A 24,871-nucleotide genomic window follows, 5' to 3' on the forward strand; every position below is an offset into this window, starting at 1 on the left:
TAATGATAGATGGTGATCAGTTGGTGAAGAGTGAACAGTCAACTCTTCACCTCAGCGCGTTCCTGGCCTGTTTCCGGCGACCATCACCGTAATATGATGGTGATGAGGGGGGTAAAAAGTTTTTTTGGGTTTAACTGTTCACACTGTTCACCTTTTGTTTTTTATTAATACTTTCATAGTGATACAGGGTGAACATACGGTGAAGGGTGAACAGTGGATTGTTCACCCTTGAGGGAGGGGCAGATACAAAAAGACCGGCTGTTGCCGGTCCGGATAGGTTATGTAGCGGTGGGTTCGTCGCACTTCGGCAGCCAGTCGCCGTAGCTTTCCTCTTTCAGCGACAGGTTGGTTTGTATCCCCTGCTTTGTGTGCCGCTTCTCATAATTCATCCCGTACTCTTTCAGCATCATGGGCAGTCCCAGTCCGAACATTTTCAGGCTGAGCACATTCCTGTACCCGTTGGCCTCCATATAGGCCAGATACGCGTGATAGAGATATTTACGGTAATTACGCGGGATGATACTGGCATTACCAATAAACATCCCGTTGGTCTGCGGCAGCGCCTCCAGATAGCCACAAAAATCAAAGGTCGGGTCAGCGTCGCGCTTGATGCTGAGCGCCTCATTGGAGTTCTGCTGCGACTGGAGCAGCGCGCGGGCACTCATCGGGTCGCTGAACTGCTGCATCAACTGGCGCACGATCACGGCCAGCTCGCGGGCGATTTTATCCCTGAGCTGCGGGTCGCGCTCCTCCGGGGCTATCTGCTCCGGAAAGTGGATGATTACCCGGCGACGTGACACGCCGCCGCTGCGGTCGGTGAAGCGCATCGGATTGTTGTTCACGGCCAGAATCACCGCCGGAATATGCGTCGAGTACGGATTCTGGTATTTCGGGTCAACGGAGACCGCATCACCGCCGGTGATGGCCTTGAGCCCGGCACCGTCACCGCTCCATTTCTCCTGGTCAGGCAGACGAATGAGCGAGAAGCCAATCAGGGAGGCACGCTTGCGCGGGTCTTCCAGCGTGTCGATGTCCGCTGACGTGGCGTTATCCTCTCCGGCCAGCATCGTGGCGATTTCAGCCAGGATACTTTTCCCGCTGCCGCCGGGGCCGGTGACTTCGAGAAAGAGCTGCCAGTCGTAGCGGTTCGCCAGCACCATAAACAGTGCGGCCAGAATCACGTTACGTTTTGTCGGGTTGCCACTGGCCGCCCGGTTGAGCCAGCGCCAGAAGTTCGGCGCGTGGGTCTCCAGCGTTTCGCCCTCCACCGGCGGGGTGAAATCCACGTCACACAGGGTGCGCAGCCAGTGCGATTTACTGTGCGGGCTGAATATACCTGAGCTGGTATCGAGCACCCCGTTGCGAAAACCAATCAGACGGCGTGCCGGTGCATCCTGCTGGGGAATAATCAGTTTCAGGGTCTCCACCACCGAGGCAATTCTCCCCGATGAGAACGGGGCGCGCAGCCGCTGGAACAGCCCGGCCACATCGCGGGCAAAATCAGACGGCGTTATCACCTTCCAGATGCCGTTTTCATAGCGGGACAGAAGCTGGCCGTTGGCGTCCACGGCCAGCGCTTCACCGTAATGCTCATGCACCCGCATCGCCTTATCGCTGGCGCTCATGGCGGTAAATTCCGCCTCGCTCATGGTATCGAACGGGCTTTGGGCCGCTGGCCGGATGACGGCATAAATGGCTTTCCGCGTGGCGTCTTCGCCTTTCAGCATCACCGCATCATTCCAGTCACCGTACACCGGCGGCAGGGCGACAATGCCCTCACAGGCCTGAGCGGCTGCGGTGGCTTTGTTCTGGCCGGTGCCGTTCAGGTCACGGTCAGCGGCGAGGATAATCTGACAGGCCGGGTGCTTGCTGCGGGCCAGGCTCGCCAGAGAAAGGAGGTTCACGGACGACAGCGCCACCATGACGGTTTCTCCGGTCAGGTGATGCACGGTAAGCGCGGTCGCATAACCCTCCGCTATCCACAGGCGTTTCCCGGCCTGTTTCTGCCCGTCGATGAGATGGCATGCCCCTTTGACCTGCCCGCCCTTCAGGGTGCGCTTGAGCCCCTCAGCATTAATAAGCTGGAGGTTAACCAGCGCGCCGGTCCCGTCATACAGCGGCACCACCACATCACCGGCGCGGTAGGCCACGCCGCCGGTTTTGTGCGACGCGGTCAGCGTCAGACACTCACGACCGGCAAAGCCCTTGCGGGTCAGGTAGGCGTTGCCGGTGGCCGGGCGCGTTTTCTCCAGCAGTCTGACGGCCAGCGCGGCCGCTGCTTTACGGTCGGCCTCCGTTCCGGCGTCTGCGGCTGCAATCATCTCCGGGGCTACCGGCGGCAGGTGGCCGGTGACGGCGTTCACCTTCCGGGCGGCCTCAGGTGCCGATATGCCGAACACCTTCTCAACCAGTTTCAGGCCGTCACCGGCGCCGCACCGGTTGCAGTACCATGTGCCGCGCCCTTCCTGGTCATCAAAGCGAAAGCGGTCACTACGGGCATCACCGCCACAAATCGGGCACGCCTGAGGCCGGTTTTTTATCACTTTCATGCCCAGCGCCGAGAGAATGCGCGGCCAGTGGCCGCACGCCTGTTTTACGGTGTCCGTTACGTTCATTTTCATGGTTTTTTCTCCCTCAGTGCAGTACAGGCGATGTCAGATGGCGGGCGCAGAGCTCATCCATCACGGCGAGCCCGAGGAAGGACAGCGACGGGGCGGCTTTCAGCGGCCCGGCCTGCATCAAATCTTCCAGTAATGCACAGGCAATCAGACGGCCTTTTTCCTCGCCATGCTGGCGCAGGTAGAAGCCCTCCAGCTCGGCGGCGATGGCACTTTCCAGCGCGTCGAGGGTGAGGTGAGGATAGCGGTGCTGGCGTTCGCACAGGGTCAGCCAGGCACAGGCCACGGCGCGGCGATACAGGGCGGCACGCAATACGGGTGGCAGAGGCGTTTTCATACGTTGCCCTCCCCGGTGAACCAGCGGTGGTTGCAGCGCTCGACCACGCCGTCGAGCTGGGCGGTCATGAGGTAAATCACGGAAGTGAGCTGTAACTGCTGGGTCGGGTCACGACGCAGGGAAGTACAGTCCTGCACCTGCATCAGCTCGCCGACGAACTGACCGACGTTACGCAGGTGCTCCAGGCATTCGAGGTCTTTGACGGTGATGGCGGGCTGTTTCATGCGCGCACCTCCGCCACCGGCAGACGACCGGCAAACGAGAGGACGTAATCGCGGACGAGGGAAAGGCGTGCGGTGTGTTCATCCCCGGCGACAGCGCGGAGCATGCAGATACGGGGCTGACGGTCTGCGCGACGGACGGCGGCAAACACAAAGACAAATTGCGGGTGTGACGGGGTGAGGATAGTAGCCATGACGGCAGCCTCCTTGAAGTAGTTTGAAAAACTACCACCGGAAACGCCAATTTCACTGGTGGCAGCCCGAGCGGGGTTGGCGTAACCGGCCTTCAAGGGAACCGGCCAGCCCGAAGGCTGCCCCGCCCGGACTACCATTATCAGAAAAGAACCCTGGTGCACGAATAAACACCACAGCCCTGAAAATGGGTGTGCCTGAGCAACGACATAAAAAAACACGCATGGCGCGTGTCGTGTCGCCTTGAAGTTATTCGGAACGCCAATTCCGGCTGTCGATTTTGCGACAGCGGCAAAACTATACCTGGAAACGGCGAAGGGAAGCAAGCCAGAAAAAGGGGCTTTTTGCGGAACGGGCATCATCATGCGTCATAGCCCCGGTTGCGTTCGGCGATGCGGTCGGCCATCCACCCGGTGATTTCTGACTGCGCCCACGCCACGTTTTTTCCGCCGAGGGAGATTTGTTTCGGGAAAGCCTCCCGGCTGATGAGGTCGTAAATCGTGGAGCGGGACAGCCCGCACAGATGTATCACTTCGGGCAGACGGATAAAGCGCTCCTGAACGGCATCAGAAACCGGCATCAGCGGCGCGGCAGGGGCAGAAGACGGGGAAGAAAAAGCGGTGTGCATCGGGCTACCTCATAAAGTCCATACAGTGCCGGTCGTGTCCGTCCGGCCTCGGGTAGCTCCCTATTATGTTTATATTTTCTCTCGGGTCATGTGAGATTTTCGGGAAAACAAACATTGACTTTTCTCAGACTCAAACAGTGGCAAACGTTGGCAAACAGATGCAAATCACTGCATTACATTACAACAATATCTATTACTTTTAGTTATAAATATTTATCTATTAATCGAAATAAAGTCTAAGTGATATCGTCACTGCGAAAACCGAGGGTGAACAGTGGTGAACAGTGGGTGAACAGTCACCCCCTCAACTGTTCACCCATTATCTTACTGTATTACTTATATTTTTTCTTATGGTGAACAGTGGTGAATAGTTAACAGTAAAAAAACAAACGGTGAGTATGCTTTTCCTGAGACCTTTCTCTGGCAAGCCGGGTTTTAACGTCCTGTTTGTGCCAGAACTGCCACAACCGCAACAGGTCGTGTTGTTGTGTGTGCCCCGGCAGAATCACCTCAAGTTGAAACCACGAGGAAACCTGCCATGACCGACACCACCTTTATCCCTGATTACCTGAAACCGGCGCTGGAGCGACTGGCCGCCGCCAGAGCGGCCCATCTTGAACAGGCCCGCCGGATGGAAGACACCCTGACGGCCATCACCCGTGCGGAGGAGCAGAAAGCGGCGCTGGAGCAGGACAACGGCAGCGATACCCGCACCTGGCGCGCCGCTTTCCGTGCCGGGGGTGCCATGCTGACCGATGAGCTGAAAAGCGGCCATATCGAACGCGTGGCCCGCCGGGAGCTGGCGCAGGAATGTGACAACCTGACCGAAGTGCTGGCCTTTGAACGTGACCTGCTGAAAGTCGCCTGCAACAGCACCGCGCGGGCATTCCGCCAGGCGCATCATGCTGTACTGTCTGAATATGCGAAGGAAGAGCTTAACCGCGCGCTGAACGACACCCTCGGGCCACTGGTCCGGGCGATGGTGCTGAAAGCGGATGTGATGGCAAACCCGCTCGCCAACACCATTGGCCATCAGGGCTACATCGAGCCGGAGAAAGAGGTCATGCATCAGGTGGTGACCTTCCTGACCGGGAAAGTGAGCGCCTTCTCCGTCACGCCAGCCGATGAGCCGGTGCTCTCCCTGACCGGCTTCCCGGCCGTCGCGCTTCCGCACATGGACCACGACGCCGCCAGCACACCTGGCCAGCTAAAAGTCTGGCAGGAGAAAATCCGTCAGCGCGAGGCTGACCTGAAAGCGCGGGGGCTGCTGCCATGATGCACTGTCCGTTCTGCAAAAAGTCGGCGCATGCCCGCACCTCCCGCTATCTGTCGGAGAACGTCAAACAGCGCTATCACCAGTGCACCAATATTGAGTGCTCGGCGACGTTCCGCACCACTGAAGCCATCGACGAGGTTATCCGGCCCCCGGCGGAGAAAACGCCGCCTGTCGCGGAGCCGGTCACACCCCCGGCACCCCGTAAAGTTCAGGGCTGCTACAGCTCGCCATACCGTCATTAATCAGGGGAGAACTGACCATGACCAGCCTTACTCTACAGCAGGCTTTTGAAGCCTGTCAGAAGAACGAAACCGCCTGGCTGAACTGTAAAGCCGAACTGGCGGCCGCAGAGCAGGAATACCGGGAACAGGTGCTGGCCGGGGATGACCGTATACCGGGCAGAATGCAGAAATTACGCGACATTATCGATGTCAAAAAATGGGAGATAAATCAGGCCGCCGGGCGCTATATCCGCTCCCATGAAGCGGTACAGCGCATCAGTATCCGCAACCGGCTGAATGACTTTATGCAGGCACACGGGACAGAGCTGGCCGCCACGCTTGCCCCGGAGCTGATGGGACTCAGCCAGCAGCCCGCACTCCTGACCGGCCATGCGCTCGACCGTTCGGCGCATTACCTGCGCGAAGCGCTGTCCGTGTGGCTGAGTACCGGTGAAGAAATTAATTATTCGGCAGAAGACAGCGATATTTTAACGGCCATCGGATTCAGGCCTGACGCGGCTTCGCGGGTGGATAATCAGGAAAAATACACCCCCGCACAGAGTCTGATTTATGCCCGCCGGCGCACGGAACTGGCCAGCAGGTAGTCCCGCAAAAATCCCCGAAAATACCGCTATTTTTCCCGAATTAAGCCATGCATCCACAGGGTGCATGGTTTTGCATGCGTTCCTCCGTCCCGTCACTCCCTTCGCAGCCCTGTCCCGGCGCGGCCTGAGCCTGCCCATGCACCTGCATGAAAACCGACCCACGAAGCGTGCAGGCGAGGCGGGGAAAGCACTGCGCGCCAGCGGTAAAGTATTTATTTAATGATATTTAATTTCGCGGCCTGAGCGCGTCGCTGCGCTGCACGGGTTCACGGGAGTATCGATGGGTGGTGCGGTGCTGTTCGGGGGCGTGGCGAGCCTCTGAGGCGGTCAGGAGAAGTGCAGGAAAAGGTCGCCCGGCGGTGGACGAAACTAGTCATTCCGGCGTTATTTATATCGTTTCTAAAGCTGCCATTTCCCTGACGTATCCGGGCCTGTGGCAGCCTGAGCCTCGCCATGTACCTGCATGAAAACCGCCCCACGAAGCGGACAAGCGAGATGGGGAGAGCATTGCGCGCAAATATCCAAGTGATTTATTTAGTAATAAAAACAAACATATGTTATAAGCTCGAAAAGCCAACAAAAATCACAAATGGCGAATCCATCTCTATTCATCGGAAACAACCAAATAGAAATTATTTGCATTAGAAAGGAACTAATATGATAAATGCTTTTGAAAAATCCAACCTTTGGCAATTAACTTTGGGCTTGGACGACAATGAAGATATTGAAAGATTGAGGAATAGCTATTTTGACTTTAGAAGAAAAATTGAACCCTTAGTAAAAAACATTGAATTTGAAATCCCTGGGCTAACCATCCATGATATATCTCACATAGATTCACTTTGGGAAGTGGCCGATCAAATAATAGGTGAAACTCTTTATTTAAACCCCATTGAATCATATGTTTTAGGGGGCGCATTCCTGTTACACGATGCAGCTCATGTAAGTGCAGCATACAATGGTGGTTTCACTGCTTTAAAAGAAAGAGATGAATGGAAAGATCTTATCTCACTAAAATACAATAATACTGAGCCAGAAAAAAATTCCGAATCAGAAAAAATGGCTTTATTTGAAGTCGTTAGACAATTACATGCAAAACAAGCAAGAAATTTAATTCAACATTCTTGGAAATCTGAAACAAACCAGAACTATTACTTTCTTATAGCTGATGAAGAGATTAGAGACTATTACTCAGAAATAATTGGGGAAATAGCTGAAAGCCACCATTGGTCAGCAAAAAAAGTCAATGACAATTTCTCAGGAAGAATAATTAACCCCCCTGCATTCTTCAAAAGTACAAATTGGGAAGTCGATCCTCTCAAAATTGCATTTATTCTGCGTACAACTGATGCATCGCATATAGATTCGAGAAGAGCACCTACCTATGCATACAATATCCTTACCCCGCAAGGCCTTTCCAAGGATCATTGGCATTTCCAAAATAAACTTGGTAGAGCTAAATTGGTTGATGGAGAAAACCTTAGAATATCATCGGGTTCCTCATTTAACGAGGATGAACGTAACGCATGGTGGTTAGCATTCGATACAGCACGAATGATCAATAGAGAGCTTAAAGATGCTAATAGTTTTTTAATCGAATCAGGCCGCCCTCCTTTAGCAGCTAAATCAGTATTAGGCGCAGAATCACCAAAGTCTTTTTCAAAATATGTACTAGCAAATAATTGGGAACCTGAAGACATTTCAGTTCATGTGAGTAATCTTCCAAGGCTAATTTCAACATTAGGAGGGAAAGCACTATATGGGGAAAATAAATACGTAGCTCTAAGAGAATTAATCCAAAATGGGTTTGACGCTATCACTGCAGCTCGAAACCTTGGCTATCTTGAAAGTTTTGAAGGTCATATAACCATCCAACTAAATAAAATTGACAACAAGAGTTGGATGTTAAATATAACTGATAATGGCTTGGGAATGAGTAGATATGTGTTATCTGATGTCCTGCTCGATTTTGGTAAATCATTATGGAACCATGATACTGTCAGGTATGAACACCCAAAACTTGCGCAGACTGGTTTTAGTTCCATTGGTCAATTTGGAATTGGTTTTTACTCGGCATTCATGATATCTAACTATGTAAAAATCATAACGCACCGATATAAGTTGAAACCTGATGAATCCAATTCCCATTGGAAATTAACCTTCCCTAACGGCCTTGAAGAAAGACCATTCATTTCAAAACCAAATAGCCAAGAGGAATTAAAAAAACATGGTACTACTATCTCACTTCGCATTGAAAATGACACTCTAAATGATTTATTAAAAAAAAAGGAAGGAGAAATAATTAGTGAAGAGGAAGCACATGACGAACTCAAAAAACTAATAATGTGGATATTTCCTGCTTGTGAAATAGACTTGCATCTAATCACTAAAGAAAAAAGAGAAAAAATAATATCCGCAAATGATTGGCTGACAATATCTGACAAAGATCTACTTATAAGAATAAACAATAAAAGAACAGATAGCAAACTTTATCCATTGAAGATTGATGGGCGTACTGTCGGACGTGTAAGAATCACTAACCATTCTTATTATTTTAGTGATGAACATTCACCTTTGATTGTATCCTTCAAAGGCGCTCGTGCAGGAAAAATTTATGGTCTCGATGGTTTATGCTTATCGTTTGAAAATAACGGAAAAGCAGAGAGAAATGATGCATTACCGAACTATCCTCTTGAAAGCTGGGTTGATTGGGCTAAAGAAATTGTCAATTCAGAACCAATGCTCTCGATTCAATCTTTACTTAAACTTCACGTTCTCTTGCCAAATGATGATCTAAATGTTTGGTTAGACAGTCATAAAAGATGTTCGTTAGCAGAGATTAAAAATATGCTGGTTGTTTCAGATGAAATTCTCTTTCATGACGGATCTATCGATTACGATGACGATGATGGCGTAAGAAGATCAGATTTCGAAGGTGACTTAACGCTCGTAAATAATATTTTAATCATAAATTCAAATTTAAGCTATTATTTACACAGCGAATTCACATTTGAGAAATTAATTGAAAAATTTAATCTTCCTAGTATTAGTTATGTAGAAAAACTAGAAGGTTTGATTAAAGAGATTTGGGGGGGTTTTGAAGAAAAAAGTGACTACGAAACAATTGGGTTAGTTAACGGCACTGAAATAATAAGGTCTGTGACAAAATATTCTAAATTTACCTCTAAGTAACAAAAAGCATTGCAGCGAAAAGTTAAAAAATCGTTGCAATGCTTTTGACTATTATAATTTAGCAAAATCAAACGGAGTTACTAGTCTAAGTCTATTTATTTCAAGGTAATCAGCCCACCATTGAACCATCAGTCGGCGCTCATCTAAATGTTCAGATGTATGAATATACGCTGCACGTACATTATTACGCTCCGAATGGCTCAACTGCCGTTCTATCGCGTCATCGCTCCATAACCCTGACTCACCGAGCGCACCTCGCGCCATCGTCCTGAATCCATGCCCGCAAACCTCGGTTTTCGTGTCATACCCCATGGCACGCAACGCACTATTCACCGTGTTTTCACTCATAACTTTGGCCGCGTCGTGATCCCCTGGGAACAGCAGCTCTTTATCACCACTAATCTGCTTAAGCTGCTCTAACAAAATCATCGCCTGTCGACTGAGAGGAACAATATGCTCCTCTTTCATCTTCATGCCACGATACGAGTAACGCACACCTTTAATTTCTTCTCGTTTTGCAGGTACTCGCCATAGAGATTTATCGAAGTCGAATTCATCCCAACGCGCAAAGCGTAACTCGCTGGAACGTACAAAAGTTAGCAGAGAAAGCTCAACCGCGATCCGCGTCATTACACGGCCACGATATGCAGCAAGACGAGCAAGAAACTCAGGGAATCGGCTAGAGGGTAAAGCAGGATAGTGTCGTGCTTTGGTTGTTGATAAAGCACCGGCCATATCGCTAGCGGGATTAGAGTCGATGTAATCGTTCTGAACAGCATAACGCATAATGGCCGTGACACGCTGCTGAAGACGCTGGGCAACGTCATGCTTGCCACTAGCATCAACCTTTTTAATCGGGGCTAACAGGTGGCTGGTTTTGAGCTGGCGAATGTCAGACGAACCGATATGAGGGAAGATATAAAGCTCAAGATAGCGAAGAACGCGCGATCGATGGTCTTCACTCCATCGCTTGTTACTGGCATGCCATTCGCGAGCAATGGTTTCAAAAGTATATGCTCCCGCGTTTTCGGCCTGAGCTTCTTTCTGTTCGGCTTTTGGGTCAATGCCCTGTACTAACAGCTTTTTAGCTTCGTCGCGCTTGGCCCTTGCCTGAGCAAGCGTCACGGTAGGCCAAACACCAAAAGCAAGGCGATCCTCTTTTTTGTCAGAGGGGCGTCTGTATTTCATGCGCCAGTATTTAGACCCCTTAGCCGAAACTTCGAGATACAAACCGCCGCCATCGGCCATTTTGTAGGTTTTGTCTTTGGGCTTTGCGGTCTCTACCTGCCTGGCGTTGAGCTTCATTTTGGGGGCACATTTCTAATCGAAGTTAAGATGCCCCCAATTATGCCCCCAATGACATCCGGATTTCAACGGACAACCTCGGACAACTCAGGACGTAAAAATCGCTGCAAGCATTGATTTTTAAGGGATAATTGGACTTTCTCGGATGGTCTTGGAAGTACTAATGGTGCCGAAGGCCGGACTCGAACCGGCACGTATTTCTACGGTTGATTTTGAATCAACTGCGTCTACCGATTTCGCCACTTCGGCACTGAAGGGGATGTGGAAACGTTCTGGATTATACCTGTCGGCGGCGGCCATGCAAGCGACAGCGTGTCGTCATTGCGCTAAGTGTTGAAAAAAACAGCGCTATCCTGCGCGGCGTCACCTTTTGCTGCTATTCCAGGGCGCCAATGCCACCAGCAATCACCACTGCCCCCTCCTGCAAACCCAGCTCCACCTGCCAGCCCCCCCTCTTCTCCCCAAGTGCCCCCAAACCCCACTCAATCTTATCTCAACTTGTTCTCACCCCACTCTCACCAACATCCCCAACACAACCCAACAATCCCCATCCATCCCCAATATCCACTCCCACAATATTCCCCCAACCCCTACCACCCTCACCATTCCCATATATTCCAGAAAGTTTTAGCCAATGCCTTTTTGTTATTCATCCGCTCCGCAGCCAAATATTAATTTCATCAATATTTTTATAACTTTACATTAATGAAAAGTTTTCTTTTTGCCGTTTATTCCAGGATTTTCCTCAGGCGTGAAGGGTTCCGGTAAACACTATTTTTACTAGTCGCTGTACGAGTCTTGATGGACATATTCACTCGATGAATTAACTCAGGAGAATACTTGTGACGACGTTAAAACCTTTGCTGGCCCGCAACCGCAGCTGGGCGCTGCAGAAGTGTCAGCATGACCCGGACTATTTCGAAAAATGGATCGACGGGCAGCGGCCCCACTCGCTGTGGATCGGCTGCTCCGACAGCCGCGTTCCCGCCGAGGTGCTCACCGGCAGTCAGCCCGGCGAGCTCTTTGTCCACCGTAATATCGCCAACATGCTCGATCCCGCCGACGACAACGTCATGAGCGTCCTGCAATATGCCCTTCACTACCTTGAGGTGGAGCGGGTGGTGCTCTGCGGCCACTACGGCTGCGGCGGCGTGCAGGCGGCGCTCTCCCTGCCTACCCTGCCGCTGGCGCAGGAGTCCTCGGCGCTGGCTCGTCGCATCGGCCAGCTGCGCCACACCCTGCATCACGAAATTGTGCAGATCGCCGATGGGTGTTGTGTTGAGGCTTCCCCCGGCGCCGGAGCCAGTGCCAGCACCGACGTTAAGCGCACTCGCCATGCGCTGGACGCCCTGGTGGAAGTCAACGTTCGCGCCCAGTTCGCCCGTCTGCTGGAGGGTGAACCGGTGCAGACGGTGCTCGCCAGCGGGCGGCCGCTCAGCCTGCACGGCTGCGTCTACGATCTGGCTTCCGGCCATTTAACCACCCTCGTCGAACACCTCTCACCGCAGGAGCACGCCCCATGAACACGCTTCGTCAGGACTCTCTCGCCGGCATCGTCGTCTTCCTTGTCGCCCTGCCGCTGTGCCTCGGCATCGCCCAGGCCAGCGGCTTACCGCCCTTCGTCGGCCTGCTGACCGGCATCATCGGCGGCCTGGTCGTCACCACCCTCAGCCCCTCCCGTTTCGCCGTCAGCGGCCCCGCCGCCGGACTGGTCACCATCGTCGTCGCCGCCATTGAATCCCTGGGTTCCTTCTCCGTCTTCCTGATGGCGCTGGTGCTGGCCGGCGTGCTGCAGCTGCTGTTCGGCATCCTGCGGGCCGGGCGCTTTATCTCGCTGGTTCCCGCCAGCGTCATCAAAGGCATGCTGGCGGCGATCGGCATCCTGCTGATTATGCAGCAGATCCCCGTCGCGCTCGGCACGGCGGAAGAGACCGGGCTTGCCGATGTGGTGCAAGGCAATGCCGCTTTCTCCATCAAGGCGATTGCCGTCGCCGCGGGCGGTCTGCTGGTGCTCTGGCTGTGGGGCTCGCCGCTTATCCGCCGGGTGAAGAGCCTGCGCTGGATCCCCGGGCCACTGATCGCCGTCCTGCTCGGCTGCGTAACCACCCTGCTGCTGACCCATTTTGCGCCGCAGCAGCTGGCCGCCCTGCCGCGTATTACCCTGCCGGCGTTCGGCAGCCTCGGCGATCTGCTGGGCGAGCTGGAGTCTCCCGCATGGAGCGCGTGGCGCAATCCGTCGGTGTGGGTGGTGGCGGTGACCCTGGCGCTGGTCGCCAGCCTCGAAACCTTGCTCAGCCAGGAGGCGCTGAAAAAGCTGCGCCCGCAAAATCCGCCGCCTTCGCCGAACCGCGAAATGGTCGCCCAGGGCGTCGGCAATCTGCTCTCCGGCGTGCTGGGGGCGATGCCGATCACCGCGGTGATCGTCCGCAGCTCGGTGAACGTCAGCAATGGTGCGCAGAGCAAACTGTCGATCTTTATCCACGGCGTGCTGCTACTGATCTGCGGCCTGTGGTTCAGCGGCCTGCTAACCCTGATCCCGCTCGCCAGCCTCGCCGCCGTGCTGCTGTATACCGGCTATAAGCTGGCGACGCCGCGGCTGTTCATCGAGCAGTTCCGCCAGGGTGCGGCGCAGTACGTCCCGTTCCTCGCCACCATCGGCGGGATTATCGCCTTCGGCATGCTGGCGGGGATCGGGATTGGTCTTGCCACCCAGATGGCGTTCAGCCTCTGGCGCAGCCATCGCCACTCGCTGCAGCTGGCGCGCTACGATGACCACTACGTGCTGCGCATCCAGCAAAATCTGACCTTTATGCACAATCCGCACCTGCTGGCCCTGCTGGCGAAGATTCCGGAAAAGAGCGTGGTGATCGTCGAGCACGACAGCGTCGGCTATCTCGACCCGGACGTGCAGGCGGTGCTGGATGATTTTGCCGAGAGCGCGCCGCAGCGCGGCATCCGCCTTAATCAGTGGCCGCTGGCCAGCCGCTGACCTTAACGGGCGGCTGGTCCGCCCGCTTCACGACCCCTCCGATTGCCAAGCGCCGGGGAATACCATGCTCTACACTTTCTCGGTTATTACGCCAACCCCAAGGAAATGAACATGAGCATCATTAAAAGCTACGCCGCCAAAGAAGCGGGCGCCGATCTGTCGCTGTGGGAGTACGATGCCGGCGAGCTGCAGCCGGAAGATGTCGAAGTTGAGGTGGAGTACTGCGGGATCTGCCATTCAGACCTGTCGATGATCGACAACGAATGGGGGATGTCGAGCTACCCGCTGGTGGCCGGCCACGAGGTGATTGGCCGGGTGGCGGCGCTGGGCAGCGCGGCGCAGGATAAAGGACTGAAGATTGGCCAGAAGGTCGGCATCGGCTGGACGGCGCGCAGCTGCGGCCATTGCGACGCCTGCATCAGCGGCAATCAGATCAACTGCCTGGAAGGCTCGGTGCCGACCATTCTTAACCGCGGTGGCTTCGCCAATAAGCTGCGCGCTGACTGGCAGTGGGCGATCCCCCTGCCGGAGAGCATCGATCTGGCGTCCGCCGGCCCGATGCTGTGCGGCGGCATCACCGTCTTTAAACCGCTGCTGACCCACCACGTCACCGCCACCAGCCGCGTCGGGGTGATCGGCATCGGCGGCCTCGGCCATATCGCCATTAAGCTGCTGCGGGCGATGGGCGCGGAAGTGACCGCCTTCAGCTCCAACCCGGCTAAAGAGCAGGAAGTGCTGGCGATGGGCGCCGATCGCGTGGTGAACAGCCGCGATCCTGAAGCCTTAAAAGCACTGGCCGGTCAGTTCGATCTGATCATCAACACCGTGGCGGTAGACCTCGACTGGCAGCCGTACTTCGAAGCCCTGGCTTACGGCGGCAACTTCCATACCGTCGGCGCGGTGATGAAGCCGTTCCCGGTGCCGGCCTTTACCCTTATCGGCGGCGACCGCAGCATCTCCGGCTCGGCGACCGGTAACCCGTCCGAACTGCGCACGCTGATGAAGTTCGCCGGGCGCAGCAAAGTGGCCCCGACCACCGAGCTGTTCCCGATGTCGCAGATTAACGAAGCGCTGAAGCACGTTCGCGAAGGCAAAGCCCGCTACCGCGCGGTGCTGAAAGCCGACTTCTGATGATTCTCACCCGCCGGGCGGCCCGCTCGCCCGGCGTTTTCCCCGTCGCTTCATCAAACCGTCATCTCCCCGCCATGCCTCTGTAGTCATTGCTTCCCACAATCCGGGCTTCGATAAATGGCTGAACGAGATGCGCGTCACCATGAGAAAGACCTGGCTTCCCTGGCTGATCCTGTCGCCTTCCCTGCTGTTTTTACTGCTGTTTACCTGGTTCCCGCTGGGGCGTTCGGTGTATGACAGCCTGTTTGATACCCGCATGGCCAGCGACGGCGCACAGTACGTCAGGCTGGATAACTTCGCCCGCCTGTTTGCCGATAACGTCTTCTGGCAGTCGCTGGGCAATAACCTGCTCTATATCCTGCTGACGGTGGTGCCTGGGGTGACCCTCGCCCTGCTGCTGGCGATCGCCCTGAGCGAGAACCATCGCGTCAACCGCTGGCTGCGCACCGCCTTCTTCTTCCCGATGATTATCCCGATGGTCAGCGCCGCCGCGCTGTGGCTGTTTATCTTTATGCCCGGCCTCGGCCTGCTCGACCACTATCTGGCGAAGCTGTTCGGGCCGATGAACAACAACTGGCTGGGGCGCAGCAACAGCGCGCTGCTGGCCCTGGCGCTGATCGGCGTATGGAAGTTCGCCGGCTACTACATGCTGTTTTTCCTCGCCGGGTTGCAGAGCATTCCGGCCTCGACGCGGGAAGCGGCGCTGATGGAAGGGGCCAGCCGCACCCAGGTGTTTTTTAAGGTCACGCTACCGCTGCTGCGCCCGACGCTGAGCTTTGTGATCACCACCGCGCTGATCTACTCCATCACCCAGATTGACCACGTGGCGGTGATGACCCGCGGCGGGCCGGACAACGCCACCACCGTGCTGCTCTATTACATCCAGAATCTCGCCTGGGATACCCACGACCTCGGCAAAGCCTCCGCCGCCACCTTCCTGACCCTGGCCGGGCTGTTCGCCTTCTCGCTGATTAACCTGAAACTGCTGGAGAAAGGAGCCCACTATGAGCGCTGAAATCTCGCCGCTGCTGGTCCGCACGCCCGCCGCCGCCCGTCCGCTGTGGCTGCGCCTGCGCCGCTCGTCGCCCTTTACGCTCACAGTATTAATGTGCTGCCTGGCGCTGCTGTGGATCAGCCCGTTTATCTGGATGCTGGCGACCTCGTTCAGCGCTACCACCTTCGGTGACGATATGGCCTCGCTGCTGCCGCGCCTGCCGCTGACCCTCGATAACTTCCGCGACGCCTGGAACAGCGCCGACTGGCTGAGCCTGTATGCCAACACCATTATCTTCACCTTCGGCACCTTCTTCGTGCAGCTGTTGACCATCACCACCGCCGGCTACGTCTTCGCCTGCCACGAGTTTCGCGGCAAGCAGACGCTGTTTCTCCTGTTCCTGGTGCAGCTGATGATCATGCCGGTAGTGATGATGGTGCCGAACATGCTGACCCTGAAAACCTTCGGCCTGCTCAACACCCTCACCGGGGTGATGATGCCCTACTTCACCTCGGCGTTCGGCGTGTTCCTGATGCGTCAGGCGTTCCTCGCCATCCCGAAAGAGCTGGAGGAGGCGGCGCTGATGGAGGGCTGCCGCTGGTGGCAGGTGCTGTTCCGCGTGCTGCTGCCAATGTCCTGGCCGTCGGTGCTGGCCTTCGCCACCGTCAGCATTACCTACCACTGGAACGAGTACCTGTGGCCGCTGATGATGCTCAACGATCCCGATAAGCAGGTGCTGACCGTCGGGCTGGTCTCCTTCGCCATGGGCGCCGAATCCGGCGGCCAGTGGGGCACCATCGGCGCCGGGACGCTGATGGTCTGCCTGCCGCTGATGCTGGCGTTCATCCTTTTTCAGAAACAGTTCCTGCGGAGCTTCGGCTTCTCCGGGATCAAATAAGGAGTGATTCATGCTGTTAGCGCACATTTCCGATACCCATTTCCGCAGCCGCGGCGAGAAGCTGTACGGCTTTATCGACGTCAATGCCGCCAACGCCGACGTGGTCTCCCAGCTTAACGCGCTGCGCGAGCGCCCGGACGCGGTGGTGGTGAGCGGGGATATCGTCAACTGCGGCCGCCCGGAGGAGTATCAGGTGGCCCGCCAGATCCTCGGCAGCCTGAACTATCCGCTGTATCTGATCCCCGGCAACCACGACGACAAAGCCCATTTTCTGGAGCATCTTCACCCGCTGTGCCCGCAGCTGGGCAACGATCCGCAAAATATGCGCTATGCGGTGGATGACTTCGCCACCCGCCTGCTGTTTATCGATTCCAGTCATGCCGGCACGTCAAAAGGCTGGCTGACCGACGAGACCATCGGCTGGCTGGAAGCCCAGCTGTTCGAGGGCGGCGACAAACCGGCAACGGTGTTTATGCACCACCCGCCGCTGCCGCTGGGCAATGCGCAGATGGACCCGATTGCCTGCGAAAACGGCCACCGTCTGCTGGCGCTGGTGGAGCGTTTCCCGTCGCTGACGCGCATCTTCTGCGGCCATAACCACAGCCTGACCATGACCCAGTATCGCCAGGCGCTGATCTCCACCCTTCCCGGCACCGTCCATCAGGTGCCGTACTGCCACGAAGACACCCGGCCCTATTACGACCTCTCCCCGGCCTCGTGCCTGATGCACCGTCAGGTCGGCGAGCAGTGGGTGAGCTACCAGCACTCGCTGGCCCACTACGCCGGGCCGTGGCTGTACGACGAAAACATCAGTTGCCCAACGGAAGAGCGCTAACCGCCATGCTCAGTCTGCAAAACATCAGTAAACGTTTCGACGGCAAACCGGCGCTCAGCGCCCTGTCGCTGGATATTCACGAAGGCGAATTCGTGGTGCTGGTCGGCCCGTCGGGCTGCGGGAAAAGCACCCTGCTGCGCCTGCTCGCCGGCCTTGAGCCGGTCAGCGAAGGCCAAATCTGGCTGCATGATGAGAACATCACCGCCACCACGCCGCGCGAGCGCAACTTCGCGATGATCTTCCAGAACTATGCCCTGTTTCCGCATCTGTCGGTGCGCGACAACATCACCTTCGGCATGAAGGTGCGCAAGGAAGAGAAAAGCGGCTGGCAGCCGCGGGTGGACAAAGTGGCGCAGATGCTGCAGCTGGAGGCGCTGCTCGACCGCAAACCGGCGAAGCTCTCCGGCGGCCAGCGCCAGCGGGTGGCGATGGCCCGGGCGATCGTGCGCAATCCGCGGCTGTTCCTGATGGACGAGCCGCTCTCCAACCTCGACGCCCGCCTGCGCAGCGAAGTGCGCGACAGCATTATGGCCCTCCACCAGCAGCTGAAAACCAGCACCATCTATGTGACCCACGATCAGACCGAGGCGATGTCGATGGCCGACCGCATCGTGGTGATGAACGGCGGCCACGTACAGCAGGTCGGGCGCCCGGAGTATCTGTATGCCAACCCGGCCAACCTGTTCGTCGCCGGATTTATCGGTTCGCCGGCGATGAACCTGCTGTCGCTGCCCTGCGCCAACGGTGAAGTACTGTTGGGAGAACAGCGCCATCCGCTGCCGCCGCGCCACCGGGATCAGACCCGCGTCTGGCTGGGCGTTCGCCCGGAACATATTACCGACCGCGTGGAGGAGGGCCATCTGCGCCTGCCGGCCACCGTTCTGCAACGAGAACTGATGGGAGCCGATTACCTGCTCCACGTCAGCACCCCGATCGGCACCCTGCGCTTTAGCCGCCGCCACCGCGGCACGGTGCCGGAGAAAGGCGAGTCGCTACTGGTCGGCTTCTCACCTGCCGATGTGCATATTTTTCATGCTGAGACCCAGCATAATTTACTGATGGAGTGTAATCATGTTTAAACCTCTTACGGTAGTCGCGGTTGGCCTCAGTCTTGCCCTGAGCGGCGCGGCGCTGGCGAAAGAAAAAATAGACTTCATGTTCCCGGCGCCGGTGGACGGCAAGCTGACCATGGAGATGACCCGCGTCATTAAGCAATTCAACGACTCGCAGCAGGATGTCGAAGTGCGCGGGATCTTCACCGGCAACTACGACACCACCAAGATCAAAGCCGAATCGGCGCAGAAGGCCGGCCAGCCGCCGGCGCTGGTGATCATGTCCGCCAACTTCACCACCGATCTGGCGCTGAAGGATGAGATCCTGCCGATGGACGAGCTGTTTAAATATGGCGATCAAAAGGCCGGCGATTTTCTGCAAAAGGAATTCTGGCCTGCGATGCATAAGAACGCCCAGGTGATGGGCACCACCTATGCGATCCCGTTCCATAACTCGACGCCGATCCTTTACTACAACAAGACGATGTTCGATCAGGCCGGGATCAAACAGCCGCCGCAGACCTGGGCCGAGCTGCTGGCCGATGCCAAAAAGCTGACCGACGAAAGCAAAGGCCAGTGGGGGATCATGCTGCCGTCGACCAACGACGACTACGGCGGCTGGATCTTCTCGGCGCTGGTGCGCGCCAACGGCGGGAAATACTTTAACGAAGACTATCCGGGCGAGGTCTATTACGACTCGCCGACCGCCATCGGCGCCCTGCGCTTCTGGCAGGATCTGATTTACAAGGACAAGGTGATGCCGTCCGGGGTGCTGAACTCGAAGCAGATCAGCGCCGCGTTCTTCTCCGGTAAGCTCGGGATGGCGATGCTCAGCACCGGCGCGCTGGGCTTTATGCGCGAGAACAGCAAAGACTTTGAGCTTGGGGTGGCGATGCTGCCGGCCAAAGAGCAGCGCGCGGTGCCGATCGGCGGCGCCAGCCTGGTAAGTTTTAAAGGCATCAACGAGGCGCAGAAGAAAGCAGCGTATCAGTTCCTGACCTATCTGGTGAGCCCCGACGTGAACGGCGCGTGGAGCCGCTTCACCGGCTACTTCTCGCCGCGCAAGGCGTCATACGATACGCCGGAGATGAAGGCCTATCTGCAGCAGGATCCACGGGCGGCGATCGCGCTTGAGCAGCTGAAGTACGCCCATCCGTGGTACTCCACCTGGGAGACCGTGGCGGTACGTAAGGCGATGGAAAACCAGCTGGCGGCGGTGGTCAATGATGCCAAAGTGACGCCGGAAGCGGCGGTTCAGGCGGCGCAGAAGGAAGCCGACGCGCTGATGAAACCTTATGTGGATAAGACCGCGCTGGCGGAAGTGAAATGACGCTTTACCCGTCATCGTCACCCTCACCCTGGCCCTCTCCCTGAGGGAGAGGGGACGGTACGGCGTCGTGGTTGAGCCCTGAGTCCGGTTGAGGAAGGAAAAAAAGCAGGCCATACCCGGTATGGCCTGAAAATGTCACAACGATTAGATCCCTGCCGTTTCGCGGATATATTTGCGCGCTTTGACGGCGTATTCGAAAGGATTGGCCAGGGCAGGATCCTGCTCGGCTTCCACCACCATCCAGCCTTTATAGCCAAAATCGTCCAGCAGCTTGAACACCGGACGGAAATCGATCACCCCGTCGCCCGGGACGGTGAAGGTGCCTTTTTTCACGCCGTCGAGGAACGACAGGCCGTCGCGGCGCACCTGGTCGATCACCGGCGGACGGACGTCTTTCAGGTGAACGTGGTTGATGCGCGGCAGATACTTTTTAAGGATCGCCAGCATCGGCGCTTCGCCGCCTTCGGAATACCAGGCGTGGCCGGTGTCGAACAGCAGGAAGACGCGCTCGTCCACCAGCGACATAAACTTGTCGATTTCCGCGGTGGTCTGAATGCCGGTGCCCATGTGGTGGTGCAGACAGACCTGCATCCCCTTCTCCGCCGCCAGGCGACCGAGGGTGTTGTAGCCTTCCGCCACCCGCTGCCACTCTTCTTCGCTGAAGCACGGCTTCGCATCGCCGAGGATCGGTTTATCCAGCCCCTGGATGCTGCCGCTCTGCTCGGAGCAGCCAATCACTTTCGCCCCCATCGCATGAAGGAAGTTCATGTGATTGACGAATTCATCAATGGTTTTTTCCCGCTGGCCGTTGGCGAAAAAGGTGCTGAACCAGGCGTTGCAGATCTGAATGCCGCGGATGTCCAGCATCGGCTTGAGAACCGCCGGATCGCGCGGATATTTGCTGCCGACTTCACTGCCGGTAAAGCCGGCCAGCGCCATTTCGCTGACGATCTGCTGGAAGGTGTTTTCGCTGCCGAGTTCCGGCATATCATCGTTAGTCCAGCCGATCGGGGCGATAGCCAGTTTGACGTTATCTTTGTTCATAGTAGGGCTCCTGCCGCTGCGCCTTACCGGCGCAGCAATTCACGTTCAATGAGTTCACGGGTTTCCACTGCCTGGTATTTCATTTTTTCCGGGTAGCCAAACAGCGAGGTGGCGACAATAGGCTCCCCGCCGACCTTGAAGGTCTGCTCGGCGAATTTCATTTCGCGCAGGGTGCGGAACAGCGCGTCGAAATCCACATCCCCTTCCCCGACGCCTACGTGCTGGTGCACCACGGCATCCACGCCCGGCGGGTTAACGATATAGCGGCAATGTTTCGTATGATTGCGGGTGTCCGCAATCAGGACATGGGAGAGATCGCTCCCGGCGTAGCGCAGCATGCTCGCCACGTCGCCGACGCCTTTGTCGTAGAAAAAGGTGTGCGGCACGCTGTAGACGTACTTCACGTTATCGCTGCGGAACGACTTCACGATATCGACGGTTTCATTGTTCTCTTCGCAGAAATCCCAGGGATGCGCCTGGATCTCCACGCGGATGCCTTCCCGCTCAAAAATCGGCAACAGCTCTTCCATGGAGCGATAGAACATTTCATCGCAGATCTCAGGCTGATTCGGATCGCCGGAGAACTCGGTGTTGATCACCTGAACGCCCATCTCCACCGCGATTTCCACCAGCCGTTTCCAGTTTTTCACCGCCGCCTGACGGCGCAGTTCGTCCGGGCCGGACCAGCGGTAGACGCAGATAAACGACGACAGCTCAAGGCCGGTATCGCGCAGCGCCTGCTTGTACTCCGCCATGATCTCCCGGCTGGCGCGCGGGTGCTTGTAGAACGGGTTAATCTGCGGGTGCGGCGACTGTTCAATGTACTTGTAGCCCCACTCCGCTACCTGATGGACCATGCGGGTGATCCCGAGGTCCTTAATGACATCCACATCAAAGGCAATTTTCATCGTCGTTACCTGTGCAAAGAAGTTCCGTCAGCAAAACGCGCTTAACGTTTGTAGAATGCCGGGCACTCAGGCAGCGTCACCTCAACCGGCTCGCTGGTTCCCTGCGCTTTAATGCAGGCGTCCGCCGCCACCGACGCCGCGTAGCCGTCCCAGGCCGACGGGCCGTGCAGCTGGCCGGCTTTGACGTCGTTGATAAAGGCCTGCAGCTCGACGTCGTAGGCTTTGATAAAGCGGTCTTTCCAGTCGGTCAGAATGGCGGTCGACAGGCTGGCGGACTTGCGCATCTGGACGGCAGACGGCTCCGGCAGACGGGCAATCCCGGTCTCGCCAACCACTTCGCACTGGATGTCATACCCGTACTGGCAGTTCACGAACACTTCGACGTCGATCAGGGTGCCTTTTTTGGTTTCAAAGGAGACGATCTGCGGATCTTTCAGGCGCGCATGGGTGTGTGAGGTGGAGCGCGGGAAGCGCACCTGTACGGAACGGTAGTCATCGTTCAGCAGCCAGCGCAGTACATCCAGCTCGTGGATCAGGGTGTTGGTGATCGCCATATCGGTGGTGTAGTTCTCGCCGACCGACTGGTTGCGGTGGGCGCAGCGCAGCATCAGCGGCGCGCCGATATCGCCATCGTCGATCACTTTTTTCAGCGCCAGATAGCCTTCGTCGTAGGGGCGCATAAAGCCAACCTGCACCAGACGACGGCCGGCCTTCATTTCAGCATCGACGATGCGGCGGCAGCCTTCCGCAGACATCGCCAGCGGTTTTTCGCAGAACACTGGCTTACCAGCGGCGATGGCGGCCAGGGTGTACTCTTCGTGGGTCGGGTCCCAGGAGGTGACCAGGATGGCATCGACATCGCTGGCGTTAATCACGTCGTGGCCGTCGGCGTAGACTTCCGCCTGCACGCCCGGCAGCGCGACCGCCGCACGGGCGTTGTCGGCATTGATATCAGACACCGCCACAACGGTGGCGCCCTGCAGAACCTGGGTGCAGCGACGGATGTGTTCTTTACCGATAGCGCCAGCGCCGATGACACCTAATTTGAGCGACATAATGGTTTTCTCCGTAAGTCTGTAGGATTCAGGGTAGAGGTTCGTTTTAGTAATCACGCGCCTGGGCGCGCTTTTCATTAATCATTTGCGCCACCTTGCGGATCCGCTCAGAGAGCGCCGTCTGGGCGACCCCAACGTTCCACCAGCTGCCGTATTTGTGCACCATGGTCTTCGGCAGCACTTTAATATCAATCAGGGTGCTGACCGTTTCGCGACGGGCGGCGTCCAGTGCGTGGCGCAGTTCGTCCAGGGTGGTGACGCGCCAGGTTTTGCAGCCGTAGCCGGCGGCGATGGTGGCGAAGTCCACCGGCACCAGACCGCCCTGCAGCTGGCCGGTTTCCGGCTGGCGGTAGCGGAACTCGGTGCCGAAGCTGTCCATCCCGTGCTCCATCTGCAGGTTGTTGATGCAGCCGTTGGCCATGTTGTCGAACAGCACGACGTTGATCTTCGCCCGCTCCTGCAGGGAGGTGACCAGCTCAGAGTGCAGCATCATGAATGAGCCATCGCCGACCAGGGAGTAGACTTCGCTCTGCGGCTGCGCCAGCTTCACGCCCAGCGCCGCGTTGACTTCGTATCCCATGCAGGAGTAGCCGTACTCCACGTGGTAGGTGTTTTCCGCGCGGTTGCGCCAGACGCGCTGCAGATCGCCGGGCAGGCTGCCCGCCGCCGCGACGATCACCGCCTCGGCCGGCAGCGTTTCATTCAGTACCCCAAGGACGCTGCTCTGGGTCAGGGTGGAGTCGGTGATCTGGCGGAACTCGCGATACACCGATTCGCGATCGAGATGATCGTCGATCTCCGGCACAAAGGATTTTTCCTGCCACACCGCCTGGTAGACGCGCTGGGTCTCTTTTAACTGACGGCTCTGCACGCTCTCGATCTGCGCGCCCCAGCCGGCCTGCCAGCCGCTGTCCGCCAGCGCCGCGTCGAGGGCGGTCATCGCTTCCCGGGCGTCCGCCAGCATGGCAATGCCGTCCAGCTTCCAGGCGTCGAAGTTGCTGACGTTAATATTCAGGAAACGCACCTCCGGGTGCTGGAAAATCCATTTCGAGGCGGTGGTAAAATCGCTGAAGCGGGTGCCGACGCCGATCACCAGGTCGGCCTCTTTCGCCAGCAGGTTCGCCGCCAGACAGCCCGTCTCGCCGACGCCGCCGACGTTCAGGGGGTGAGAAGAGACCACCGTCCCCTTCCCGGCCTGGGTTTCGGCGAAGGGCACCCCGTAGCGCTCGGCGAAACGGGACAGCGCTTCGCCCGCGCCGGAGTATTTCACTCCGCCGCCGCAGACGATCAGCGGTTTACGGCTGGCTTTGATGGCCGCGACGGCGTCCGCCAGCTGCGCGGCGCTGGCCGGGCGGCGGTCGAGACGGTGCACGCGGCGCGCAAAGAAGGATTCCGGGTAGTCCCAGGCTTCGCCCTGCACGTCCTGCGGCAGGCATAGCGTCACCGCGCCGGTTTCCGCCGGATCGGTCAGGACGCGCATGGCGTTGATGCAGGCGCTCATCAGCTGTTCCGGGCGGGTAATGCGGTCCCAGTATTTGCTGACTGCGCGGAAAGCGTCATTGGTGCTGATGCTGAGATCGTAGCTCTGTTCAATCTGCTGGAGCACCGGGTCCGGCTGGCGGGTGGCGAAGACATCGCCCGGCAGCAGCAGCAGCGGAATGCGGTTGGCGCTGGCGGTGCCGGCGGCGGTGATCATGTTGGCCGCCCCCGGGCCGATGGAGGAGGTGCAGGCGATAATCTGCCGGCGCAGGGCCTGGCGGGCAAAACCGGTGGCCGCGTGGGCCATTCCCTGCTCGTTACGCCCCTGATAGACGCGCATATCGCCGCTGTCCTGCTCCAGCGCCTGCCCCAGCCCCAGGACGTTGCCATGGCCGAAAATCGCGAAAATGCCTTTCACGAATTTCAGCTCTTCGCCATCCACTTCCAGGTACTGGTTATCGAGGAACTTCACCAGCGCCTGCGCCGTTGTCAGTCTCAGTTTGCCCATGATGCACAATCCTTATTGTTCAGTATTTGTGTGTGGCGTCGCGCCGATGCCGC

The 24,871-nt window shown here is 57.0% G+C and carries 22 protein-coding genes, 1 tRNA gene and 1 pseudogene; 12 read left to right on the forward strand and 12 right to left on the reverse strand.

All coding sequences use genetic code 11. From position 1 onward, the window contains the following. Positions 1-278: 278 nt before the first annotated feature. The 6 genes and pseudogenes from CWM58_RS20625 to CWM58_RS20645 all read right to left on the reverse strand — a co-directional run bounded on the left by CWM58_RS20625 (position 279) and on the right by CWM58_RS20645 (position 3,996). Positions 279-2,621, reverse strand: a complete 2,343-nt coding sequence (locus tag CWM58_RS20625) for a primase-like DNA-binding domain-containing protein (RefSeq protein WP_100681662.1) — start codon at positions 2,619-2,621, stop codon at positions 279-281. 13 nt (positions 2,622-2,634) lie between these two features. After that, complete coding sequence (locus CWM58_RS20630) at positions 2,635-2,955, reverse strand: DUF5375 domain-containing protein (protein WP_002889897.1); 321 nt, start codon at positions 2,953-2,955, stop codon at positions 2,635-2,637. Next, a complete protein-coding gene (locus CWM58_RS20635) occupies positions 2,952-3,179 on the reverse strand; it encodes a hypothetical protein (protein ID WP_004098168.1) in 228 nt (75 codons plus the stop codon). Before CWM58_RS20635 ends, CWM58_RS20630 begins: the two co-directional genes overlap by 4 nt. After that, entirely contained in the window at positions 3,176-3,370 is a 195-nt protein-coding gene (locus tag CWM58_RS29410; RefSeq protein WP_257964679.1) for a host cell division inhibitor Icd-like protein, read from the reverse strand. Before CWM58_RS29410 ends, CWM58_RS20635 begins: the two co-directional genes overlap by 4 nt. Positions 3,371-3,394: 24 nt before the next feature. Continuing rightward, positions 3,395-3,733 (reverse strand): annotated as a pseudogene (locus CWM58_RS29415) (ash family protein); the annotation flags it as partial. Continuing rightward, complete coding sequence (locus CWM58_RS20645) at positions 3,730-3,996, reverse strand: helix-turn-helix transcriptional regulator (protein WP_044613203.1); 267 nt, start codon at positions 3,994-3,996, stop codon at positions 3,730-3,732. The pseudogene CWM58_RS29415 and the gene CWM58_RS20645, both read right to left, overlap by 4 nt. A 538-nt stretch (positions 3,997-4,534) precedes the next feature. On the opposite strand from CWM58_RS20645, the gene CWM58_RS20650 reads away from it, so the two are divergent. From CWM58_RS20650 to CWM58_RS20670, 4 genes are all read left to right on the forward strand, one after another. Next, complete coding sequence (locus CWM58_RS20650; protein ID WP_100681663.1) at positions 4,535-5,272, forward strand: glycoprotein 3; 738 nt, start codon at positions 4,535-4,537, stop codon at positions 5,270-5,272. Beyond that, a complete protein-coding gene (locus CWM58_RS20655) occupies positions 5,269-5,514 on the forward strand; it encodes an ogr/Delta-like zinc finger family protein (protein WP_004136116.1) in 246 nt (81 codons plus the stop codon). The genes CWM58_RS20650 and CWM58_RS20655 overlap by 4 nt, the downstream gene beginning before the upstream one ends. Positions 5,515-5,531: 17 nt before the next feature. Then, on the forward strand, positions 5,532-6,098 hold the full coding sequence (locus tag CWM58_RS20660) for a phage polarity suppression protein (RefSeq protein WP_100681664.1): 567 nt from the start codon (positions 5,532-5,534) through the stop codon (positions 6,096-6,098). Positions 6,099-6,755: 657 nt separating this feature from the next. After that, positions 6,756-9,290, forward strand: coding sequence for an ATP-binding protein (locus CWM58_RS20670; RefSeq protein ID WP_100681666.1), 2,535 nt, complete (start codon positions 6,756-6,758; stop codon positions 9,288-9,290). 51 nt (positions 9,291-9,341) lie between these two features. Here CWM58_RS20670 and CWM58_RS20675 read toward each other — a convergent pair whose 3' ends face one another. Both CWM58_RS20675 and CWM58_RS20680 read right to left on the reverse strand, forming a co-directional pair. Continuing rightward, the gene (locus CWM58_RS20675; protein ID WP_100681667.1) at positions 9,342-10,595 is read right to left on the reverse strand and encodes a tyrosine-type recombinase/integrase; all 1,254 of its coding nucleotides are present in this window, start codon (positions 10,593-10,595) and stop codon (positions 9,342-9,344) included. A gap of 164 nt (positions 10,596-10,759) precedes the next feature. Next, positions 10,760-10,844: transfer RNA gene (locus tag CWM58_RS20680), tRNA-Leu, on the reverse strand. Between the two features lie 593 nt (positions 10,845-11,437). Here CWM58_RS20680 and CWM58_RS20690 point away from each other — a divergent pair. The 8 genes from CWM58_RS20690 to CWM58_RS20725 all read left to right on the forward strand — a co-directional run bounded on the left by CWM58_RS20690 (position 11,438) and on the right by CWM58_RS20725 (position 19,824). After that, a complete protein-coding gene (locus tag CWM58_RS20690; protein WP_100681669.1) occupies positions 11,438-12,118 on the forward strand; it encodes a carbonic anhydrase in 681 nt (226 codons plus the stop codon). Then, a complete protein-coding gene (locus CWM58_RS20695) occupies positions 12,115-13,584 on the forward strand; it encodes a SulP family inorganic anion transporter (RefSeq protein ID WP_100681670.1) in 1,470 nt (489 codons plus the stop codon). Before CWM58_RS20690 ends, CWM58_RS20695 begins: the two co-directional genes overlap by 4 nt. A gap of 111 nt (positions 13,585-13,695) precedes the next feature. Then, positions 13,696-14,715: an NADPH-dependent aldehyde reductase Ahr gene (gene ahr / locus CWM58_RS20700; protein WP_100681671.1), complete on the forward strand. Its 1,020-nt coding sequence runs from the start codon at positions 13,696-13,698 to the stop codon at positions 14,713-14,715. Between the two features lie 130 nt (positions 14,716-14,845). Next, positions 14,846-15,730, forward strand: a complete 885-nt coding sequence (locus CWM58_RS20705; RefSeq protein WP_165785829.1) for a carbohydrate ABC transporter permease — start codon at positions 14,846-14,848, stop codon at positions 15,728-15,730. Further along, positions 15,720-16,607 (forward strand): carbohydrate ABC transporter permease, encoded by an 888-nt coding sequence (locus CWM58_RS20710; RefSeq protein ID WP_100681673.1) that lies wholly within the window; start codon positions 15,720-15,722, stop codon positions 16,605-16,607. Before CWM58_RS20705 ends, CWM58_RS20710 begins: the two co-directional genes overlap by 11 nt. A gap of 10 nt (positions 16,608-16,617) precedes the next feature. Continuing rightward, positions 16,618-17,442, forward strand: coding sequence for a phosphodiesterase (locus CWM58_RS20715; protein WP_100681674.1), 825 nt, complete (start codon positions 16,618-16,620; stop codon positions 17,440-17,442). A gap of 5 nt (positions 17,443-17,447) precedes the next feature. Then, positions 17,448-18,521, forward strand: coding sequence for an ABC transporter ATP-binding protein (locus CWM58_RS20720; protein WP_100681675.1), 1,074 nt, complete (start codon positions 17,448-17,450; stop codon positions 18,519-18,521). Then, on the forward strand, positions 18,514-19,824 hold the full coding sequence (locus CWM58_RS20725) for an ABC transporter substrate-binding protein (RefSeq protein ID WP_100681676.1): 1,311 nt from the start codon (positions 18,514-18,516) through the stop codon (positions 19,822-19,824). The genes CWM58_RS20720 and CWM58_RS20725 overlap by 8 nt, the downstream gene beginning before the upstream one ends. A 144-nt stretch (positions 19,825-19,968) precedes the next feature. Here CWM58_RS20725 and iolE read toward each other — a convergent pair whose 3' ends face one another. From iolE to iolD, 4 genes are read right to left on the reverse strand one after another with little or no spacing between them, the layout of a single operon-like run. Further along, positions 19,969-20,868, reverse strand: a complete 900-nt coding sequence (iolE, locus tag CWM58_RS20730; protein WP_004192343.1) for a myo-inosose-2 dehydratase — start codon at positions 20,866-20,868, stop codon at positions 19,969-19,971. Between the two features lie 23 nt (positions 20,869-20,891). Then, on the reverse strand, positions 20,892-21,776 hold the full coding sequence (locus CWM58_RS20735) for a sugar phosphate isomerase/epimerase family protein (protein ID WP_004152193.1): 885 nt from the start codon (positions 21,774-21,776) through the stop codon (positions 20,892-20,894). Positions 21,777-21,817: 41 nt separating this feature from the next. Further along, on the reverse strand, positions 21,818-22,831 hold the full coding sequence (locus CWM58_RS20740) for a Gfo/Idh/MocA family protein (RefSeq protein ID WP_004152192.1): 1,014 nt from the start codon (positions 22,829-22,831) through the stop codon (positions 21,818-21,820). A 46-nt stretch (positions 22,832-22,877) separates the two neighbouring features. Next, positions 22,878-24,818: a 3D-(3,5/4)-trihydroxycyclohexane-1,2-dione acylhydrolase (decyclizing) gene (gene iolD / locus CWM58_RS20745; protein ID WP_023291779.1), complete on the reverse strand. Its 1,941-nt coding sequence runs from the start codon at positions 24,816-24,818 to the stop codon at positions 22,878-22,880. Between the last annotated feature and the right edge of the window lie 53 nt (positions 24,819-24,871).

It is taken from the genome of Klebsiella sp. H-Nf2 (assembly GCF_002806645.1).
Classification (GTDB): domain Bacteria; phylum Pseudomonadota; class Gammaproteobacteria; order Enterobacterales; family Enterobacteriaceae; genus Klebsiella; species Klebsiella variicola.

Excerpts from the sequence above, each read along its gene's own strand:
- CWM58_RS20715 (WP_100681674.1), top strand. The coding sequence starts at position 16,618 with ATGCTGTTAGCGCACATTTCCGATACCCATTTCCGCAGCCGCGGCGAG.
- CWM58_RS20695 (WP_100681670.1), top strand. The coding sequence starts at position 12,115 with ATGAACACGCTTCGTCAGGACTCTCTCGCCGGCATCGTCGTCTTCCTT.
- CWM58_RS20650 (WP_100681663.1), top strand. The coding sequence starts at position 4,535 with ATGACCGACACCACCTTTATCCCTGATTACCTGAAACCGGCGCTGGAG.
- CWM58_RS20630 (WP_002889897.1), bottom strand. The coding sequence starts at position 2,955 with ATGAAAACGCCTCTGCCACCCGTATTGCGTGCCGCCCTGTATCGCCGC.
- CWM58_RS20725 (WP_100681676.1), top strand. The coding sequence starts at position 18,514 with ATGTTTAAACCTCTTACGGTAGTCGCGGTTGGCCTCAGTCTTGCCCTG.
- CWM58_RS20645 (WP_044613203.1), bottom strand. The coding sequence starts at position 3,996 with ATGCACACCGCTTTTTCTTCCCCGTCTTCTGCCCCTGCCGCGCCGCTG.
- CWM58_RS20740 (WP_004152192.1), bottom strand. The coding sequence starts at position 22,831 with ATGTCGCTCAAATTAGGTGTCATCGGCGCTGGCGCTATCGGTAAAGAA.
- CWM58_RS20625 (WP_100681662.1), bottom strand. The coding sequence starts at position 2,621 with ATGAAAATGAACGTAACGGACACCGTAAAACAGGCGTGCGGCCACTGG.
- CWM58_RS20720 (WP_100681675.1), top strand. The coding sequence starts at position 17,448 with ATGCTCAGTCTGCAAAACATCAGTAAACGTTTCGACGGCAAACCGGCG.
- CWM58_RS20710 (WP_100681673.1), top strand. The coding sequence starts at position 15,720 with ATGAGCGCTGAAATCTCGCCGCTGCTGGTCCGCACGCCCGCCGCCGCC.
- CWM58_RS20635 (WP_004098168.1), bottom strand. The coding sequence starts at position 3,179 with ATGAAACAGCCCGCCATCACCGTCAAAGACCTCGAATGCCTGGAGCAC.
- iolD (WP_023291779.1), bottom strand. The coding sequence starts at position 24,818 with ATGGGCAAACTGAGACTGACAACGGCGCAGGCGCTGGTGAAGTTCCTC.
- CWM58_RS20705 (WP_165785829.1), top strand. The coding sequence starts at position 14,846 with ATGCGCGTCACCATGAGAAAGACCTGGCTTCCCTGGCTGATCCTGTCG.
- CWM58_RS29410 (WP_257964679.1), bottom strand. The coding sequence starts at position 3,370 with ATGGCTACTATCCTCACCCCGTCACACCCGCAATTTGTCTTTGTGTTT.
- iolE (WP_004192343.1), bottom strand. The coding sequence starts at position 20,868 with ATGAACAAAGATAACGTCAAACTGGCTATCGCCCCGATCGGCTGGACT.
- CWM58_RS20660 (WP_100681664.1), top strand. The coding sequence starts at position 5,532 with ATGACCAGCCTTACTCTACAGCAGGCTTTTGAAGCCTGTCAGAAGAAC.
- CWM58_RS20735 (WP_004152193.1), bottom strand. The coding sequence starts at position 21,776 with ATGAAAATTGCCTTTGATGTGGATGTCATTAAGGACCTCGGGATCACC.
- CWM58_RS20655 (WP_004136116.1), top strand. The coding sequence starts at position 5,269 with ATGATGCACTGTCCGTTCTGCAAAAAGTCGGCGCATGCCCGCACCTCC.
- CWM58_RS20670 (WP_100681666.1), top strand. The coding sequence starts at position 6,756 with ATGATAAATGCTTTTGAAAAATCCAACCTTTGGCAATTAACTTTGGGC.
- CWM58_RS20675 (WP_100681667.1), bottom strand. The coding sequence starts at position 10,595 with ATGAAGCTCAACGCCAGGCAGGTAGAGACCGCAAAGCCCAAAGACAAA.
- ahr (WP_100681671.1), top strand. The coding sequence starts at position 13,696 with ATGAGCATCATTAAAAGCTACGCCGCCAAAGAAGCGGGCGCCGATCTG.